This window comes from Lentzea roselyniae (assembly GCF_039537795.1).
In the GTDB taxonomy this organism is placed as follows: Bacteria; Actinomycetota; Actinomycetes; order Mycobacteriales; family Pseudonocardiaceae; genus Lentzea; species Lentzea atacamensis.
Map to the genome: position 1 here is coordinate 29,325 of NZ_BAABBE010000005.1, position 17,602 is coordinate 46,926.

Annotated in this window: 14 protein-coding genes; 8 read left to right on the forward strand and 6 right to left on the reverse strand. The window is 68.2% G+C overall.

All coding sequences use genetic code 11. The features are described from left to right. The first annotated feature begins 18 nt into the window (after positions 1 to 18). Entirely contained in the window at positions 19 to 975 is a 957-nt protein-coding gene (locus ABFX45_RS09930) for a hypothetical protein (protein WP_346129171.1), read from the forward strand. Here ABFX45_RS09930 and ABFX45_RS09935 read toward each other — a convergent pair. From ABFX45_RS09935 to sdhC, 5 genes are all read right to left on the reverse strand, one after another. Continuing rightward, a complete protein-coding gene (locus ABFX45_RS09935) occupies positions 930 to 4,376 on the reverse strand; it encodes an NB-ARC domain-containing protein (RefSeq protein ID WP_346129173.1) in 3,447 nt (1,148 codons plus the stop codon). The genes ABFX45_RS09930 and ABFX45_RS09935 overlap by 46 nt on opposite strands. 104 nt (positions 4,377 to 4,480) lie before the next feature. After that, positions 4,481 to 5,263, reverse strand: a complete 783-nt coding sequence (locus ABFX45_RS09940; RefSeq protein WP_109639095.1) for a succinate dehydrogenase iron-sulfur subunit — start codon at positions 5,261 to 5,263, stop codon at positions 4,481 to 4,483. Then, positions 5,263 to 7,017, reverse strand: a complete 1,755-nt coding sequence (gene sdhA, locus ABFX45_RS09945) for a succinate dehydrogenase flavoprotein subunit (protein ID WP_109639096.1) — start codon at positions 7,015 to 7,017, stop codon at positions 5,263 to 5,265. Before sdhA ends, ABFX45_RS09940 begins: the two co-directional genes overlap by 1 nt. Positions 7,018 to 7,039: 22 nt before the next feature. Further along, positions 7,040 to 7,447, reverse strand: a complete 408-nt coding sequence (locus ABFX45_RS09950; protein ID WP_407656981.1) for a succinate dehydrogenase hydrophobic membrane anchor subunit — start codon at positions 7,445 to 7,447, stop codon at positions 7,040 to 7,042. Positions 7,448 to 7,449: 2 nt separating this feature from the next. After that, positions 7,450 to 7,872 carry a succinate dehydrogenase, cytochrome b556 subunit gene (gene sdhC, locus ABFX45_RS09955; protein WP_109639097.1) on the reverse strand — a complete coding sequence of 141 codons (423 nt, stop codon included), beginning with the start codon at positions 7,870 to 7,872 and terminating at the stop codon, positions 7,450 to 7,452. A 404-nt stretch (positions 7,873 to 8,276) separates the two neighbouring features. On the opposite strand from sdhC, the gene ABFX45_RS09960 reads away from it, so the two are divergent. The 7 genes from ABFX45_RS09960 (at position 8,277) to ABFX45_RS09990 (ending at position 15,359) form a co-directional block, all read left to right on the forward strand. Beyond that, positions 8,277 to 8,429, forward strand: coding sequence for a hypothetical protein (locus tag ABFX45_RS09960; protein WP_170155125.1), 153 nt, complete (start codon positions 8,277 to 8,279; stop codon positions 8,427 to 8,429). A gap of 162 nt (positions 8,430 to 8,591) precedes the next feature. Continuing rightward, on the forward strand, positions 8,592 to 9,722 hold the full coding sequence (locus ABFX45_RS09965) for a BMP family lipoprotein (protein ID WP_109639098.1): 1,131 nt from the start codon (positions 8,592 to 8,594) through the stop codon (positions 9,720 to 9,722). A gap of 80 nt (positions 9,723 to 9,802) precedes the next feature. After that, positions 9,803 to 11,383, forward strand: a complete 1,581-nt coding sequence (locus tag ABFX45_RS09970; protein ID WP_109639099.1) for an ABC transporter ATP-binding protein — start codon at positions 9,803 to 9,805, stop codon at positions 11,381 to 11,383. Continuing rightward, a complete protein-coding gene (locus ABFX45_RS09975; protein WP_109639100.1) occupies positions 11,383 to 12,456 on the forward strand; it encodes an ABC transporter permease in 1,074 nt (357 codons plus the stop codon). Before ABFX45_RS09970 ends, ABFX45_RS09975 begins: the two co-directional genes overlap by 1 nt. Next, complete coding sequence (locus ABFX45_RS09980) at positions 12,453 to 13,706, forward strand: ABC transporter permease (RefSeq protein ID WP_233439977.1); 1,254 nt, start codon at positions 12,453 to 12,455, stop codon at positions 13,704 to 13,706. Before ABFX45_RS09975 ends, ABFX45_RS09980 begins: the two co-directional genes overlap by 4 nt. Then, the gene (locus ABFX45_RS09985) at positions 13,699 to 14,088 is read left to right on the forward strand and encodes a cytidine deaminase (RefSeq protein WP_109639101.1); all 390 of its coding nucleotides are present in this window, start codon (positions 13,699 to 13,701) and stop codon (positions 14,086 to 14,088) included. The genes ABFX45_RS09980 and ABFX45_RS09985 overlap by 8 nt, the downstream gene beginning before the upstream one ends. Further along, positions 14,085 to 15,359 carry a thymidine phosphorylase gene (locus ABFX45_RS09990; RefSeq protein ID WP_109639102.1) on the forward strand — a complete coding sequence of 425 codons (1,275 nt, stop codon included), beginning with the start codon at positions 14,085 to 14,087 and terminating at the stop codon, positions 15,357 to 15,359. The genes ABFX45_RS09985 and ABFX45_RS09990 overlap by 4 nt, the downstream gene beginning before the upstream one ends. Positions 15,360 to 15,957: 598 nt before the next feature. On the opposite strand, the gene ABFX45_RS09995 is transcribed toward ABFX45_RS09990, so the two are convergent. Further along, a complete protein-coding gene (locus tag ABFX45_RS09995; RefSeq protein WP_109639339.1) occupies positions 15,958 to 17,334 on the reverse strand; it encodes a coiled-coil domain-containing protein in 1,377 nt (458 codons plus the stop codon). Positions 17,335 to 17,602 lie beyond the last annotated feature (268 nt).

Sequence of the window (17,602 nt, forward strand, 5' to 3'; positions counted from 1 at the left end):
GCTTGTCACACTGACTCCATGCTCATCGAACACCTGCGCGAACGCAGCGATCTCGGAGTCATCACCGCCACCACCCTGAAGTCGCTGGGAGTCTCGAACCCCTGGCGCCGTTGTGAACCCGGCGGGCCGTGGCAGCGCATGCACCCTGGCGTGGTGCTGCTGCACAACGGCCCGCCCACGCGAGACCAACAGGTCACCGCCGCCCTGCTGCGAGCAGGCCCTGGCGCCGTTCTGACCGGCGCGGAAGCCTGCCGCCGCCACGGCCTGCCCGCCTCCGGCACCGAGATCCACGTGCTGGTGCCGGGTTTCGCCCGCGGCAGCGGTGCGTTGATCCTCGAACGCGCCTCCCCGGTGCCCGCGTCCACCGACGTGACCGGCTTCCCGGTGGTGTCCGCGGAAAGAGCCGTGGTGGACGCCTGCCGCCAGCTGCGCTCCATCGACGCCGCCACGGCCCTGGTGGCCGCCGCCGTCCAAAGAGGCCGGTGCACGCCAGAGAGCCTCGCCGGGGAGGCCCGCACCAACCGCTACGGCACCAAGCTCGTCCGCGCCGTCCTGAAGGAACTGGGCCGCGCGGAATCGGTCGCCGAACGCGACGCGCGCCGCCTCTCCCGCCGAATCCGCCTGACCACCCCGCACTGGAACGTCCCGATCGCCGACGCCGACGGCCTGGTCATCGGCAGACCGGACGCCTGGTTCGACGACGTGGGCCTGGCCTGGGAGATCGACTCGAAGGCGTTCCACCACGGCCCGCGCGACTACGAGCGCACCCTCGCGCGCAACAGCCGGTACGCGGCAGCCGGAATCCTGGTCCTCCAAACACTGCCCAGTCGGTTGCGCGACGACCCGGACGCGGTGGCACGCGAGCTGAAGAAGGCACACCGGGCAGCGGCAGCGCGGCCAAGGCCGCCGGTGTGCATCGTGCGCCTCGATCACCCTTCGGCTTCGGGAGATCCGCCGCGGAAGTCGAACCGGTAGACGCCGTGCCCACCGACCACCACCAGGTCGGTGTTCCCGGCCCAGGTACATCCGGTCACCGTGCCGTCGAGCCGAATGGAGGTGAGGCACCGCCAGTCGGTGTTGTCGTAGATCCGGACGGTCTGGTCCTTCGTGACCATGGCGACCACCGAGTTGTCCGGCGTCCAAGCCGCGCCCTCGAGGTCGGAGCTGATCTCCGTCAGGACGGTGTGGCGTGTCCACGTGTTGGTGCTCCACACCTGCAGGCCGTCCTGAACTCCGACGAGCAGCCAGCGGTCGCCTGGTGTGACGCGTGCTCCATAGGGCTGCGTTCCGACGTTGACAGTCTTGATCACCTCGCCCGTGGCAGGTCCGAGGACGAAGACCGCGGTATCGGTGGTCACCACGACCGAGCTGCCGGACGGGGCGACCGCTGCCTCGACGATCTCCGGCGGTGCCGACCTCCGCAGGAGTGGTACGGCTCGGCGCGGGCTCTCCGGCATCGGCCGGTCGGCCAGCCGCACCGAGTCGCCGTCGGCCACGACGAACCTGGGCGGGCCCCAGTTGTCGACGTCCCACAACAGACCCTGCCCTCCGGATTGGGCGCAGACGTATGAACCACCGCCGGTGGCGGAGCTGAGCGTGTTGCCTTCGGGATGCGCCAGCACGCGGCCGGCGCGCCAGTCACCCGCGTCGCAGAGGAGGACCTCGCTGACCAGTTCCACCAGCAGTTGCCTGCCGCCGTGCAGCGCTACGAGGCTGTAGGCGCGGGTCGCGAACTCGAGCTCCAGAGCGGGCTGGGGAGGTGCGAGCCGCTGGATGATCGTGCTCGTCGGCGTCCCGATTGCCAGCCAGGTGCCGTCAGGTGCCGCGGCACAGGTGGACGCTGCGGTGTGCTGAGCCCGTTCTGATGCCAGCGCGGGATTCCAGAGCCGGGCGGTGCCGTCGGCGCTCGTCGAGGCGAGCGTGGAGCCGTCGGGGGAGAAGGCCAGCGCGTTGATCGCCGAGCCGTGGGCGGCGATCTGCCCGACCGGACGCCACTCCGCGACGGTCCAGATGGAGATCATGCCTTTGGCGTCGCCGGTGGCGAGCAGGTCTCCGCTCGGAGACGAGGCGACCGCGGTCAGGTCGGTGTGGTGCCTCAACATGCGCGCGGGCCGGCCGGGGCGGGCCAGGTCGTGCACGGCGATACCGAAGTCACCGGCGAGCGCTGCCCAGCGGTGATCGGGGTCCAGCGCGACGTCGGTGACCCCGTAGGTCGTCTGCAGCTCGGTGAACGTCGTGTGCTTACCGGTGTCTGTGTCCCACAGCCTGACCAGGCCGTCGTCGACGCCCAGCACCGTGGTGCCGGTCAGCGCGACACAGTGATCGAGATTCTGCTCGATCTTGAACTGCCGCAGCTTCTTTCCCGTGACCACGTCCCACACGATCAGCTGGTCCCGCGAGTCGGCCAGGACAAGCGTGCGGCTGTCGGCCGTGAAGGTGAAGCACCTGACCGTGCCACGGCCTTCGAGAGCAGCCTGCACAGTCCACGTTTCGGTGTCGAACACGTTCACCACCGAGCGAAAACCTTCGGCTGCCAGCCACCTGCCGTCAGGCGAGAGTGCGCTTTCGCCGAACAGCCAGGTGTTCGTGGTGATGACCTGCAACACACGACCGCTTTGCGGCTCCCACACCCGGATCGTGTCGTCCGCGCCGACTGTGGCCAGCCACGCTCCGGTGGGCGAGAAGTCGCATGCTTTCACGGCGCGGTCGTGACCGGTGAGCACCCGCTTCAACGCGGGGTCGGGCAGGTCCGGCATCGGAGCGCTCGGCACCAGCCGTGGCACCCTCCGCGTTTCCGCGATCGCAGCCTCGTGCAGCTTGCTCAGCGCCGGATAGTGGGCGAGCCGATGAGCGAGTGCGTTCACCACCGCGTGCTCGGGGATGGTCGGCGTCAGCGTGTGGCCCAACTGGTCGAGGAACCGGGTGAGCTCGCGGCTGTGCTCGTTGTCGACGAGTGCGACGTCCTCGGCCACGGCGACAGGACCGAACCTGCGCAGTTTGCCGATGATCCAGGCCGGCGCCTCCACGAGCGCGGCCAGTTCCTCGGTCCGCTGAGCACCGGTGAGGTGGTAGGCGAGGGTGCGCCACAGGTGTTCCTGCTCGCCGGGAATCTGCCACCATCCCGCCGCACCTGGCGGGAGCGTTGCGGCGACACCGTCGAGAAAGGTGTTGTGCAGCGCGGTCAGCCGATCGAGCCCGCACTCGTGCCGCAGGTAGGTGCGAATGACGTCGTGCAGGCGTACGCGGTGCAGCCCGGTGGCCAGGGAGAGGTCGACGATCTCCTGACACAGCAGGTCGGTCTCGTCGCGCGACAGCCCCGCGGTGCGGTGCCAGAGCAGCGCGATCAGGTCCCGCGGGATGTCGGTGTCCTCGGGGAAGATCGCCAGCTCGACGACTCGGTCCCGGCGTTCGCCGAGCAGGCTCAGCGAGGATTCCAGGGTGGCGGCGACCGTGCGGTCACGGCGATCCGCGTCGGTGACGTCGAGCGCGGCGGGGCCGAGGTTCTGCAGGCGTTGCAACAGCTTCTGCGCGGTCTCGGTGACGTCGGCGCCGGTGCGATCCGCTCGTCGCAGAGCGGCGTTGGCCAGGCTCAGGGCGAGCGGCCAGCGGCCGGTGATGTCGAGCAGACCGTCCCTGACGGAGTCGGGCAGTCCGGCGATGCCGCTGTTCACCAGGGCGCTCGCCTGTTCCGGCCGCATCTGGTTGACCTCGACGGGTTCCGCGTCGCTGGGCAGGACGTCGGAGAACCTGGTGGTCACCAGCAGCGTGCAGCCGCGGCCCGCGTCCAGGAACGGGCGCAGCTGCTCGGCGGACCAGACGTCGTCGACGACGAGCAGGGAGCGGCCGCGCTCCTTCAGCAGCGCGCCCAGGTGCATACCTGCCTGTTCCGGGCGGGTGAGGCCGGGGCTCTGGCCGTCGATGCGCTTGATGACGTCGTTGATCGTGTCCGCAAGTGCCGCGCCGCGGACCTCCTGGCCCACGGTGACCCACCAGATGTTGGTGCCGAACGCCGCCTTGATCTCCTTGTTCTCGCACACCTCTGCGGCGAGCGTCGTCTTGCCGAACCCGCCGGCACCCCAGAGCCCGGTCGTGATGGCGACCTTGCGCGTCCCCGTGCCCAGCAGCAGGCGCACGATCTTTCCCGAGAGCTCCGGCCTGGCAACGATGCCGCTGGCGGAAGCCACCGGCGGTGCTCCGAGAGGCTTGGTCCGGCCGGCCGAGACCTGCCACACCGCCAATGCCACCCAGATGACGGCCAGCACGGCGAGCAGCACGAAGAACGTCCAGCTCCAGCCCGACGTCAGCAGATTCACGACGATGGCGACGGCGATGCTCACCACGGTGACCGCCGCCGCAGCGGTTGTCTGCTTCTTCAACGTGGCCTCACGGTGGTCCGGTCGTGCGCGTCCGGAAAGACTTACCACGCGCAAAGCGAAGCGCCGCGCCCCCAACGGGAACGCGGCGCTTCGAAAACGAGAACTCAGATGCGCTTGAACAGCAGCGCGCGCTTCACTTCCTGGATCGCCTTGGTGACCTGGATTCCGCGCGGGCAGGCGTCGGTGCAGTTGAACGTGGTTCGGCACCGCCACACGCCGTCGATGTCGTTGAGGATGTCGAGCCGCTCCTCAGCGCCCTCGTCACGCGAGTCGAAGATGAAGCGGTGCGCGTTCACGATCGCCGCGGGGCCGAAGTACGAGCCCTCGGTCCAGTACACCGGGCACGACGTGGTGCAGCAGGCGCACAGGATGCACTTCGTGGTGTCGTCGAAGCGCTCGCGGTCGGCGACCGACTGGATGCGCTCGCGCGTCGGCTCGTTGCCGTAGGTCACGAGGTACGGCTTGACGGCGCGGAACGCCTCGAAGAACGGCTCCATGTCGACGAGCAGGTCCTTGTTCACCGGCAGGCCCTTGATGGGCTCGATGGTGATCGTGGTCTGCTTGCCGCCCTTTTCCAGCAGGTCCTTCAGCAGGACCTTGCACGCCAGGCGGTTGACGCCGTTGATGCGCATGGCGTCGGAACCGCAGATGCCGTGGGCGCAGGAACGACGGAAGGTCAGCGTGCCGTCCACGTACCACTTGATGTAGTGGAGGAGGTTCAGCACGCGGTCCGACGGGAGCGCGGGGATGTCGAACGAGTCCCAGCGCGGCTCGTCGTCGAACTCCGGGTTGAACCGGCGGATCTTGACGGTGACCGTGACAGCGCCGTCCGGAACCGGCGGCTGGGAGCCGCGCGAGCCAGCAGTGGTTTCAGCGGTGGCGGTCATCAGTACTTGCGCTCCATCGGCTTGTACCGGGTAAAGGTCACGGGCTTGTAGTCGAGGCGGATGTCCGCCGCCAGACCCTCGCCCTGCTTGTAGAACATGCTGTGGCGCATGAAGTTCGTGTCGTCGCGGTTCGGGTAGTCCTCGCGGGCGTGTCCGCCGCGGGACTCCTTGCGCGCCAGCGCGCCGACGACCAGCACCTCGGCCAGCTCCAGCAGGAAGCCGAGCTCGACGGCCTCCAGCAGGTCCGTGTTGAAGCGCTTGCCCTTGTCCTGCACGGAGATGTGGGCGTACCGCTCCTTCAACGCCTGCACGTCGTGCAGCGCCTGCTTCAGCGTGTCCTCGGTGCGGTACACCGAAGCGTTCGCGTCCATCGTGGCCTGCAGCTCGGTGCGGATGTCCGCCACGCGCTCCTGGCCGTGCTCCGACAGCGCCAGCGCGACCTGGGCCTCGACGGCGGCGGCCGGGTTCTCCGGCAGTTCGACGTGCTCGTCACGCGACAGCGCGTACTCCGCGGCGGCGATGCCGGCGCGGCGGCCGAAGACGTTGATGTCCAGCAGCGAGTTCGTGCCGAGGCGGTTCGCACCGTGCACCGAGACGCACGCGCACTCACCGGCGGCGTACAGGCCGGGCACGACGTTGTCGTTGTCCCGCAGCACTTCGCCGTGGACGTTCGTCGGGATGCCACCCATCGCGTAGTGCGCGGTCGGGTACACCGGGACGGGCTCGACTACCGGGTCGACCGCGAGGTACGTGCGGGCGAACTCGGTGATGTCCGGCAGCTTCGTCTCCAGCACCTCGGCGCCGAGGTGCGTGCAGTCGAGCAGCACGTAGTCCTTGTTCGGGCCGGCACCGCGGCCCTCCAGCACCTCGAGCGCCATCGAGCGGGCGACGATGTCGCGCGGCGCCAGGTCCTTGATGGTCGGGGCGTAGCGCTCCATGAACCGCTCACCCGAGGCGTTGCGCAGGATCGCGCCCTCACCGCGAGCGCCCTCGGTCAGCAGGATGCCGAGACCCGCGAGGCCCGTCGGGTGGAACTGGTAGAACTCCATGTCCTCCAGGGGCAGGCCCTTGCGGAAGACGATGCCCATGCCGTCACCGGTCAGCGTGTGGGCGTTCGACGTGGTCTTGAAGACCTTGCCGAAACCACCGGTCGCGAACACGACGGACTTGGCCTGGAAGACGTGGATCTCGCCGGTCGCGAGCTCGTACGCGACGGCACCGGTGCAGACCGGGCCGTTCTCCGTCTCGGTGAGACAGATGTCAAGGACGTAGAACTCGTTGAAGAACTCGATGCCGTGCTTGACGCAGTTCTGGTACAGCGTCTGCAGGATCATGTGACCGGTGCGGTCCGCGGCGTAGCAGGCGCGGCGCACGGCGGCTTCACCGTGGTTGCGCGTGTGGCCGCCGAACCGGCGCTGGTCGATCTTGCCCTCGGGCGTGCGGTTGAACGGCAGGCCCATCTTCTCGAGGTCGAGAACGGCGTCGATGGCCTCCTTCGCCATGATCTCGGCGGCGTCCTGGTCGACCAGGTAGTCGCCGCCCTTGATCGTGTCGAAGGTGTGCCACTCCCAGTTGTCCTCCTCGACGTTGGCGAGGGCGGCGCACATGCCGCCCTGGGCCGCGCCGGTGTGCGAACGCGTGGGGTAGAGCTTCGTGAGCACAGCGGTGCGGGCGCGCTGGCCGGACTCGATCGCCGCGCGCATTCCGGCACCACCAGCGCCGATGATGACTACGTCGTACTTGTGGAACTGCATTGTGGTGGGCTCCCCGCGCGGGTCAGTTCGAGATGTTCGGGTCGAAGGTGAAGATCACGAACGTGCCGAGCGAGACGATCAGCACCATCGAGACGTAGAGCAGCATCTTCAACCAGAACCGGGTGGCGTCCTTGCGGGCGTAGTCGTTGATGATCGTCCGCACGCCGTTGCCGCCGTGGATCTGCGCGAGCCAGAGCATCGCGAGGTCCCAGAACTGCCAGAACGGGGACGCCCAGCGGCCTGCCACGAAACCGAAGTTGATCCTGTGGATGCCGCCGTCGAGGATGTTCATGATGAACAGGTGGCCGAGGACCAGGACCACGAGCAACAGGCCGGAGAGGCGCATGAACAGCCAGCTGTAGAGCTCGCCGTTGCTGCGACGGGCCGCGGGGCGGCGCGGCTGGCGGGGCTTGTCGAGTGCGAGAGACATGGTCAGTGACCCCCAACCAGCTCGGAGATCGTGCGCTGCATCATGAAGTAGAAGCCGGGGATCATCACGACGACCCAGACGGCCAGCACGGTCCAAAGCATGACCCGCTGGTACTTGGCGCCCTTCTCCCAGAAGTCGACCAGCATGACCCGGATGCCGTTCAGCGCGTGGTAGAGCACCGCGCCGACGAGGCCGACCTCGAAGAGGTTCACGACCGGGTTCTTGTAGGTCTCGATCACCGCGTCGTACGCGTTCGGTGACACCCGCACCAGTGCGGTGTCGAGCACGTGGGTGAAGAGGAAGAAGAACGTGAGGACACCGGTGATCCGGTGGGCGACCCAGGACCACATGCCCAGATCACCGCGGTAGAGCGTCCCACCCCCTCGGGTGGTGCCCGACCGCTCGGGTGCGCCTGCGCTGGTCATGCGCCGCGGCCTCCAACGTCAGTGGTGGTGGTCGGTGAACAGTTCCTGCCGACCATGACCGGAAAATCCTAGTCCCGCACGTCGGACCCGACCCAGCAGGCGCACCCGCTCTGTGATCGACGAGACACGCTGTCGATCGGCCAAGCGGTCTTTATCGATCCCGAAATGCGGTTCACGCCACAAATGGCGCGCGCGTACCGGGAAAACGGAGGACGGCGGCCTGGACCTCCGCCTTGGTCCGGGCCGCCGTCGTCGGCAAGGGCACTTGCCGCCCTCTACACGATCGGGAACCCGCGACCGGTTCAACGTTCGGCGCAAGAAGTTTCGTCGAACGTCGAACCGCAGGTCAGCGGCGGTCAACCGGCAGGCATTCGCGAGTCAGTGTCGCGACACATCCTGGGCGCGTGGGGACGGAACTGCCGCCGGGTGGACCGGTCGCGGGGATGTCGGCAGCGCTCGAACGCCGGGCCTGGCGCGCGGAACTGCGCCGTTTGGGCGACGATCAGACCGGCGAGGCGCTCGAGGACGACGTTTCGCCACGCGCCGAACACGAATGATCACCACAGGTGCGGCCAATGCGTCGAATGCGTAACCGATAGGGGTCTTTGTAGGTGCTGGCCGCAACGGGGTTGGTTACTAAGAGGTACGGTGCGCCGTCTAGAACCCAACAACGTCGTTGGGGAGGAACCTCAGGGAGGAGACGAGCCGTGCGTCGTCGTATGCGTGGCGTCGCGGTCGCCGCGATCGCGCTGACCAGCGTGATGACTATGGCCGCCTGCGCGAAGGATTCGGGTGGCGGGAACAACTCGAACACCGGCAGTGGTGCCGCTTGCGAGTTCGCCACGCCTCCCACCGCGCCAACCACCTCGAACACCAGTGCGGCCAACGGTGACAAGGTGGACGCGAGCGCGCTGAAGATCGGTTTGGCCTACGACATCGGTGGCCGTGGCGACGCGTCGTTCAACGACTCCGCCGCCGCCGGTCTCGACAAGGCCATCGCGGACATGGGCATCAAGAAGGAGAACACGCGCGAGCTCTCCGCCGCCCCTAACGAGGACGAGTCGGCCAAGCAGACCCGTCTGCGCCAGCTCGCGAGCGAGGGCTTCAGCCCGATCATCGGTGTCGGCTTCGCCTACGCCGAGTCGATGAAGCTCGTCGCCGCGGAGTTCCCGAACGTCAAGTTCGGCCTGGTCGACTCTGCCGTCGAGGGCGCGACCAACGTCACCCCGCTGCTGTTCGCCGAGCAGGAGGGCTCCTTCCTCGCCGGCGTCATCGCCGCGTACCAGAGCAAGAAGTGCCACGTGGGCTTCGTCGGCGGCGTCGAGATCCCGCTGATCCAGAAGTTCGAGGCCGGCTACGTCCAGGGTGCCAAGGCCGCCGCGCCGAAGATCCAGGTCGAGAAGAAGTACATCACCCCGGCCGGTGACTTCACGGGCTTCCAGGACGCCCCGAAGGGCCAGGAGGCCGCCAAGGGGCAGATCGACAAGGGCGCCGACGTGATCTACCAGGCCGCGGGTGCGTCCGGTAAGGGCGTCTTCTCGGCTGCCAAGCAGGCCGGCGTGCTGGCGATCGGTGTCGACTCCGACCAGTACAACCAGGCGACCGTCGCGGACACCAAGGACGTCATCGTCTCCTCGATGCTCAAGCGCGTCGACGTCGCGGTGTACGACTACATCAAGGCCGCCGCCAAGAACGACCTGTCGTCGCTGCCGAAGGTCTTCGACCTGAAGGTCAACGGTGTCGGTTACTCCACCTCGGGTGGCAAGATCGACGCGAAGCTGCAGGGCATCCTCGAGGGCTACAAGGCCCAGATCATCGAGGGCAAGATCAAGGTCGCGGACAAGCCGTAGTCCGAGAAAGCCACAACTGCCGGGCCCTGTGAGGACTGCCCCTCACAGGGCCCGGTTCGTGGTAGGAGGAGCACTCGACGATGAGCAGTTCCACGTCCGTACGGACGGACGATCCCCCCGCGGTGGTGCTCACCGGCATCACCAAGCGATTCCCCGGTGTGGTCGCCAACAGCGACGTTCACCTGACCGTCCGCCGTGGCGAGGTGCACGCGCTCTGCGGTGAGAACGGCGCGGGCAAGTCGACCCTGATGAAGATCCTCTACGGCATGCAGTCGCCGGACGAGGGCACCATCGAGGTGAACGGCGAGCAGGTGCGGTTCCGCACGCCTTCGGACGCCATCAAGGCCGGTATCGGCATGGTGCACCAGCACTTCATGCTCGCCGACAACCTCACCGTCCAGGAGAACGTGGTCCTGGGCGCGGAGGCGCTGCACGGCATCGGCCAGAAGGCCCGCAAGCGCATCATCGAGCTTTCGGGCAAGACCGGGCTCAACGTCGACCCCGGCGTGCTCGTCGAGCAGCTCGGCGTCGCCGACCGGCAGCGCGTCGAGATCCTCAAGGTGCTCTACCGCGGCGCCAAGGTGATCATCCTGGACGAGCCGACCGCCGTGCTCGTGCCGCAGGAGGTCAACGAGCTCTTCGACACCGTCCGCGGCATGCAGGAGCAGGGCTACACGTTCCTGTTCATCTCGCACAAGCTCGACGAGGTCCGCGCGATCGCGGACTCGGTCACGGTGATCCGCCGCGGCACGACCGTGGGCAGCGCGGACCCGAAGACCGTCTCGTCGCGCCAGCTCGCCGAGATGATGGTCGGCAGCGAGCTCCCCAGCCCGGAGACCCGCGAGTCCACCGTCACCGACAAGGTCGTGCTGGACGTCACGGGCCTGAGGCTCATGACCCCCGACGGCTCGCGCCCGATCCTCGACGACGTCGACCTGGTGGTCCGTTCCGGTGAGGTCGTCGGCGTCGCCGGTGTCGAGGGCAACGGCCAGACCGAGCTCGTCGAGACGATCATGGGCATGCGCAAGGCCGGCGGCGGCACGATCACGTTGCTGGACAAGGACCTCACGAAGCTCGGCACGCTCGCGCGGCGCGAGGCGGGCATCGGTTACATCCCGGAGGACCGCCACCGCCACGGCCTGCTGCTCACGCAGCCCCTGTGGTACAACCGGATTCTCGGCTACCAGACGCGCAGGCCGACCGCCAAGGGCGTCTGGCTCGACACCGACGGCGCCAAGAAGGACACCGAGCGGATCGTCGCCGACTTCGACGTCCGCACGCCGGGCATCGACGTGCCCGCGGCCGCGCTTTCCGGTGGCAACCAGCAGAAGCTCGTCGTCGGCAGGGAACTGTCCGGCAACCCGGTGCTGCTCATCGCCTCGCACCCGACCCGCGGTGTCGACGTCGGCGCGCAGGCGTTGATCTGGGACGAGATCAAGCGCGCCCGTGCCGCTGGTCTCGCCGTGCTGCTGATCTCCGCCGACCTGGACGAGCTGATCGGCCTCTCGGACACGATCAAGGTCATGCTGCGCGGCCGGCTGGTGGCCGACGCCGACCCGAACACCGTCACGCCCGAGGACCTCGGCAGCGCGATGACGGGTGCGGGCAGCACGAGCGCCGCGGTGCACGAGACCGCGGTGGTTGAGGAAGGCGAGAACTGATGGGGAACCTGCGCGGCAAACTCCTGCCGCCCGCGTTGGCGATCGTCTTCTCGATGCTGCTGTGCGGCGTGGCGCTCGTGATCTCGGGCGCCAACCCGCTCAGCGCGTTCGGCGCGATGATGAGCCAGGTCGGGAAGGGCACGACGCTCGTCGACATCATCAACTCGACGGGCATCTACTACATCGCGGCGCTCGCGGTGGCGATCGGGTTCCAGATGAACCTGTTCAACATCGGTGTCGAGGGCCAGTACCGCGTCGCGGCCGTCATCGCCGCGGTCGTCGGCGGCTCCATCGTGCTGCCGCCCGGCATCCACACGCTGGTGATCATCATCGTGGCCGCCCTCGCCGGTGCCGCCTGGGCCGCGATCCCCGCGATCCTCAAGGTGACCAGGGGCGTCAACGAGGTCATCTCGACGATCATGATGAACGGCCTCGCGATCGGCTTCTCGGCGTACCTGATCCGCCGGGACGTCTTCGGTGAGCTTCGGGGCAACAACATCCGCACGGCCGAGATCCCGGAGAGCGGCTGGATGCCCGGCATCTCGTTCGGCGGCTCCGGCACGATGTTCGGCTTCATCTTCGTGGCCGTCGCTCTGGGCATCGGCTACTGGATCATGATGAACCGCACCAGGTTCGGCTTCGAGCTGCGGGCGTCCGGCGAGTCCTCGACCGCCGCGTCGGCCGGTGGTGTCAACGCCAAGAAGATGGTGCTGGTGTCGATGCTGCTCTCGGGCGCCATCGCGGGCCTGATCTCGCTGCCGGAACTGCTCGGCCGCGACCACACGTTCAGCCTGAACTTCACCGCGGGCATCGGCTTCTCCGGCATCGCGATCGCGCTGCTCGGCCGCAACCACCCCGGCGGCATCGCGTTCGGCGCGCTGCTGTGGGCGTTCCTCGACAAGTCGGGTCTCGCGCTCGACAACGTCGGTGTGCCAAGGGAGATCGTCACCATCATGCAGGGCTCGATCGTCCTGTCGGTCGTCGTCGCGTACGAGGTGGTGCGCCGCGTCGAGCTCGCTGCGGAACAGCGTCGCGTCGGCCGTGAGCTCGGAACTGTTGGAGGTGCCGCGTGATCACGACGCTGGAGGAGAAGCCCCACATCCCCGCGGCCCCTCGCAAGCGCAAGGTGCCCGGCTGGGCCGTCGCGATGCTCGGTGTCGCCGGTGCCGTCGCGCTGCTGTCGATCACCTCGATGCAGACCGGGTTCCCGCAGCTCACCTCGTCCGGCACGACCCAGACCGCGGTCCGCCTGGCGCTGCCGATCCTGCTCGCCGGTCTCGGCGGTCTGTGGGCGGAACGCGCGGGCGTGGTCAACATCGGCCTCGAAGGCATGATGATCATGGGCACCTGGGGCGCGGCGTGGGCCGGCTACCAGTGGGGCCCGTGGGCGGCTCTGGTCGCCGCCGTCGTGTTCGGTTCGCTGGGCGGTCTGCTGCACGCGATCGCCACCGTGACGTTCGGCGTGAACCACATCGTCTCCGGTGTGGCGATCAACCTGCTCGGCGCCGGTGTCACCAAGTACCTGTCGACGCTGCTGTTCCTGCCGCTGTCGAACAACCCTCGCCAGTCCCCGCCGGTCCAGCCGTTCGACACGTACTCGGCGGCGGGCTTCGCGGACTGGCTCGGTGAGCTGGAGCAGGGCCAGCGCCTGTTCATCTCCGACGTCGCGGGCATCCTGCGCGGCCTGGTCACCGGCGTCTCGCCGTTGATGATGCTGACGATCCTGCTCGTGCCGCTGTCGTACTACCTGCTCTGGCGCACCCGCTTCGGCCTGCGTCTGCGCTCGGTCGGCGAGAACCCGCACGCCGCGGACTCGCTGGGCGTCAAGGTGTACTTCCACAAGTACGTCGCCGTGATCGTCTCCGGTGGCCTCGCCGGCCTCGGTGGCGCGGCTCTGGTCCTGAACCCGGGCCAGCTGTCCTATCTGGAGGGTCAGACCGGCGGCCGCGGCTTCATCGGCCTCGCCGCGATGATCTTCGGCAACTGGCGTCCCGGCGGCCTGCTGGGCGGCGCGGCGCTGTTCGGCTACGCCGACGGCCTGCAGCTGCGTTCGGGCGGCGAAACGGTGCTGGCGCTGGTCTACGGCGTCGTGCTGCTGCTCGGCGTGATCGTCGTCTGGCAGCTGATCCGCCGCAGGTGGTTCTCGGCGGCGGCGGCGATCGTCGTGGCCGTGCTGCTGTACCTGCTGTACATCAGCCTCGACGAGATCCCCGGCGAGTTCGTCTCGTACGCCCCGCACATGGTGACGCTGGCCGTGCTGGCCGTGGCGTCGCAGCGGCTGCGGATGCCGGCCGCGGACGGTGTGGTCTACCGCCGTGACTGAGATCGACTGGGATCTGCTCAGGGCACGGGCAGTGGAAGCGGCGGCGTTCGCCCACTGCCCGTACTCCGGGCTTCAGGTCGGGGCGGCAGCGCTGTGCGACGACGGCCGTGTTGTCGTCGGGTGCAACGTGGAGAACGCCTCTTACGGCCTCGGACTCTGCGCCGAATGCACCCTGGTCGGCCAGCTGCGGCTCACGGGTGGCGGCCGGTTGGTCGCGGTGGCCTGTCGTTCCGGTACCGGCGAGCTGCTGATGCCGTGCGGCCGGTGCCGTCAGGTGATCTACGAGTTCGGCGGACGTGACTGCCTGGTCGACACCGCGCGTGGGCCGTTGCCGATGACCGAGGTGCTGCTCGACGCGTTCGGACCGGAGGATCTGCCATGAGTTTCTCTGCTGTGGACGTCATTCGTGCCAAGCGTGATGGGCTGACCCTGTCCGACGCGCAGATCGACTGGGTCATCGACGCTTACACGCGTGGTGTCGTGGCGGATGAGCAGATGTCGGCTCTGGCGATGGCGATCTTCTTCAACGGGATGACTCCTGCGGAGACCGCGCGGTGGACGCAGGCGATGATCTCGTCCGGGGAGCGGTTGTCGTTGCAGGTCTCCCGGCCGACTGTGGACAAGCACTCGACCGGTGGGGTGGGTGACAAGATCACGCTGCCGTTGGCGCCGTTGGTGGCTGCTTGTGGGGCTGCTGTGCCGCAGTTGTCCGGGCGCGGCCTGGGCCACACCGGTGGGACGCTGGACAAGCTGGAGTCCATTCCGGGGTGGCGCGCTGCACTGTCCACTTCGGAGATTCTGTCGCAGCTTTCTTCGGTTGGTGCGGTGGTTTGTGCTGCTACCGAAGGGTTGGCTCCGGCTGATCGGAAGCTCTACGCGTTGCGGGATGTCACTGGGACTGTCGAGGCGATTCCGCTGATCGCTTCTTCGATCATGTCGAAGAAGATTGCTGAGGGGGCCGAGTCGCTGGTTCTGGATGTGAAGGTCGGGTCTGGGGCCTTCATGAAGGATCTTGCTTCTGCTCGTGCTTTGGCTGAGGCGTTGGTTGCGATCGGGGTTGAGCACGGGGTTCGGGTTTCGGCTTTGTTGACCGACATGTCTGTGCCGCTTGGTCGTGCGGTTGGTAATGCGGTTGAGGTTGCCGAGTCTGTTGACGTGTTGCGTGGTGGTGGGCCCTCCGATGTTGTTGAGCTGACTGTGGCTTTGGCTGCGGAGATGCTTTCGCTGGCGGGGATTTCGGCTGATCCGGGTGCTGTTTTGGCTTCTGGTGAGGCTTATGAGGTGTGGGCTCGGATGATTCGGGCTCAGGGCGGCGATCCGGATGCTCCGTTGCCGGTTGCCGCACATCGCCACGTCGTCGAGGCGCCTGCTTCCGGGATTCTGTCCACTTTGGATGCTTATGGCGTTGGGGTGGCGGCTTGGAGGCTTGGGGCTGGGCGGGCTCGTAAGGAGGATCCGGTGCAGGCTGGGGCTGGGGTGATGTGCTTGGCCAAGCCTGGGGATGTGGTGGAGGCCGGGCAGCCGTTGTTGGAGCTGTTCACCGACACGCCGGATGCGGTTGAGGGGGCGTTGCAGGCGTTGGAGGGGGCTTACTCGGTCTCGGACGACGGGGTTGAGCGGTCGCCGTTGGTGATCGACACCATTCGCGGCTGATTTCGGGCGCGTCGGTTTCGTAGGTCGTCCCCCCGGTTGCGTTGGCGGGTTCCTGTTTCGTGTCCATAGGTGGGCGCGTTGGGTGCTTGTGTGCTGGTTGCGAGAGTTTCCTGGGGCTCCGCCCCAGATCCCGCCAATCTGGTCAAAGACCCGGCCAGCGCCACGCGCAGGCTGATGGCACGCCTGTTGCGTTGAGCGGCTTGCGGTTGCTTTGTTGGTTGCGGTGTGGGTGGGTCCCGTCACGAGCCGCACCGGAGCGAGCCGCGCTCGGGCACGACTCGTGACGGGACCCACCCCGCCAGCCCGCGTTGTGAAAAGCAGCTCGGCTTCGCCGTCGCTTGGGCTCGCCTGCGGCTTTGCTTCGGCTTCGGCCTCCCCACTCGGCTTCGCCGCTCGCCCGGGGCCCGCTCGCCTGCGGCTTCGCCAGAGGTGCCGCGCGGGGGCTCGGCTTGGTCTTTGCGCCGTTCGTGGGCTGCGACTCCGCTGGCGCGCAGCCGGTGCCCCTGCTGTACCTTGGCGCACCCCCTTGCGCGCTTTGGACGTGAAACGGCCCCGGAGCAGCAGCTCCGGGGCCGGTTTGCTTGGTCTGGCGGGGCGGTCAGGCGCCCTCGGCCGCCAGGTCGTCGTCGTCCATGTCCTTGCCGCCGTTGGCCGGCTTCGGGCCGTTCTTGCGGGTGCGGCGCTGCGGGCGCGGCAGGGCGGTGGGCGGCGGGGGAGGCGTGGGCGAGCCGCCGCCGAGGATGAGTTCGGCGAAGGTGGCCATGGCCTCGTCCAGCTGGCCGCCGATGCGCAGTTCGGATTCCTGGTTCGACTTGCGGACCAGGGACTGCAGGGCGTCGGTGTCCGGGCGGGCGCCCACGGTTTCGGCGACCTTGGTGAGGCCGGCGTCGACAGAGCCGCCGAGTTCGGCGATTCGGGTGGCGAAGCCGTCCTCGACCTTGTCCAGGCGGTCGGTCATCGTGTCGAGCTTCGAGGTGACCTGCTCCAGGCGGCCGGCCAGGGCCTCGAGGCGGTCGGCGGCGTCCACCTGGTCGCGGGACTGCTCGATCGCCGCGTACAGGGCGGTGCGGGCCTCGTCCAGCTTGCCGTTGACGGCTTCGCGGGTGTCGGTGACGGCCGAGGCCAGTTCGGTGCGGGTTTCGGCCAGGGCGCCGGCCAGGGTGTCGCGGGTCTCGGCCACGGTGCCGGCCAGTTCGCCGCGGGTCTCCGCCACGGCTCCTGCCAGCGTGTCGCGGGTCTCGACCAGCGAGGCCGCCAGCTGGTTGTGGCGGTCGTTCACCGCGGAGACGAGCTTCTCGCGGCTTTCGGTGACCGCGGCGGCCAGTTCGGCGCGGGCGGCGGCCAGGGCGTCGCGCTGTTCGTCGGCGCGGCCGTGGATGCCCGAGAAGGAGTCGGCGAGGATCTTCTGCAGGGCCTCGCGGGTGCCGTCGAGGTGCTCGTGCACGCCCTCGTCGACCTCGTCGAGGCGGCCGCGCAGGGCGGCTTCGAGGGCCTCGATGCGCTCGCGGAGCGGGTTGGTGACCGCGCCCGGGATCGCGTCCACCTTGCCGTCCTGTTTGTCCAGGTGGCCGTCGAGGTCGTCGATGCGCTTGTGGATGCTCGCGAGCTTGTCCTCCAGGCCGTCCATGCGGCCGGCGACGCCCTCGAAGCGGCCCGCGACGCCGTCGAGGCGGCCGTCCAGCTGGGCGAAGGGCTTGGCGAGCTTGTCGACCAGGGCGTCGACGGCGCGGCCGATGTCGGCGACCGCGTTGTCCTGGGCCTCCAGCTTGGCGAGGGCCTCGTCCAGCCGCTCCGCGAGCACGCTGACCTCGGTGCGGTCCGGCAGCTCCGACAGGCGCTTGCGGACCGAACCCAGCGACTCCAGAGGCGACATTCGTGCGTGGATCTCGTCCAGCGCGTCGAAGATCTGCTGCTGCTCGCTCTCACGGATCTCCGCGGCGCGCGTGAGCATGTTGCGCATCCGATCGAAGGACATCGTGGAGTTGTTGTTCTCTGTCACGGCTGAGTGCCTTCGTCCAGGGGAGGGGGAGACCACGGGAGCCTATCCGCGTCACGGGACGCGTCTGTACCACCCCCGGCAGAAAACGGCCGGGTGCGGACGGGCGACTGACCTGATCAGGCTACCCGGTTGCGCTGAATGCCAAGTTACTGGCCGGAATCAGACGACAGCGACTGGTGATGTTCCTACCTTGGGGTGACTCAAGCCGCCATCCGGTTGCAGAAAGTTGCTGATCACGGATCGG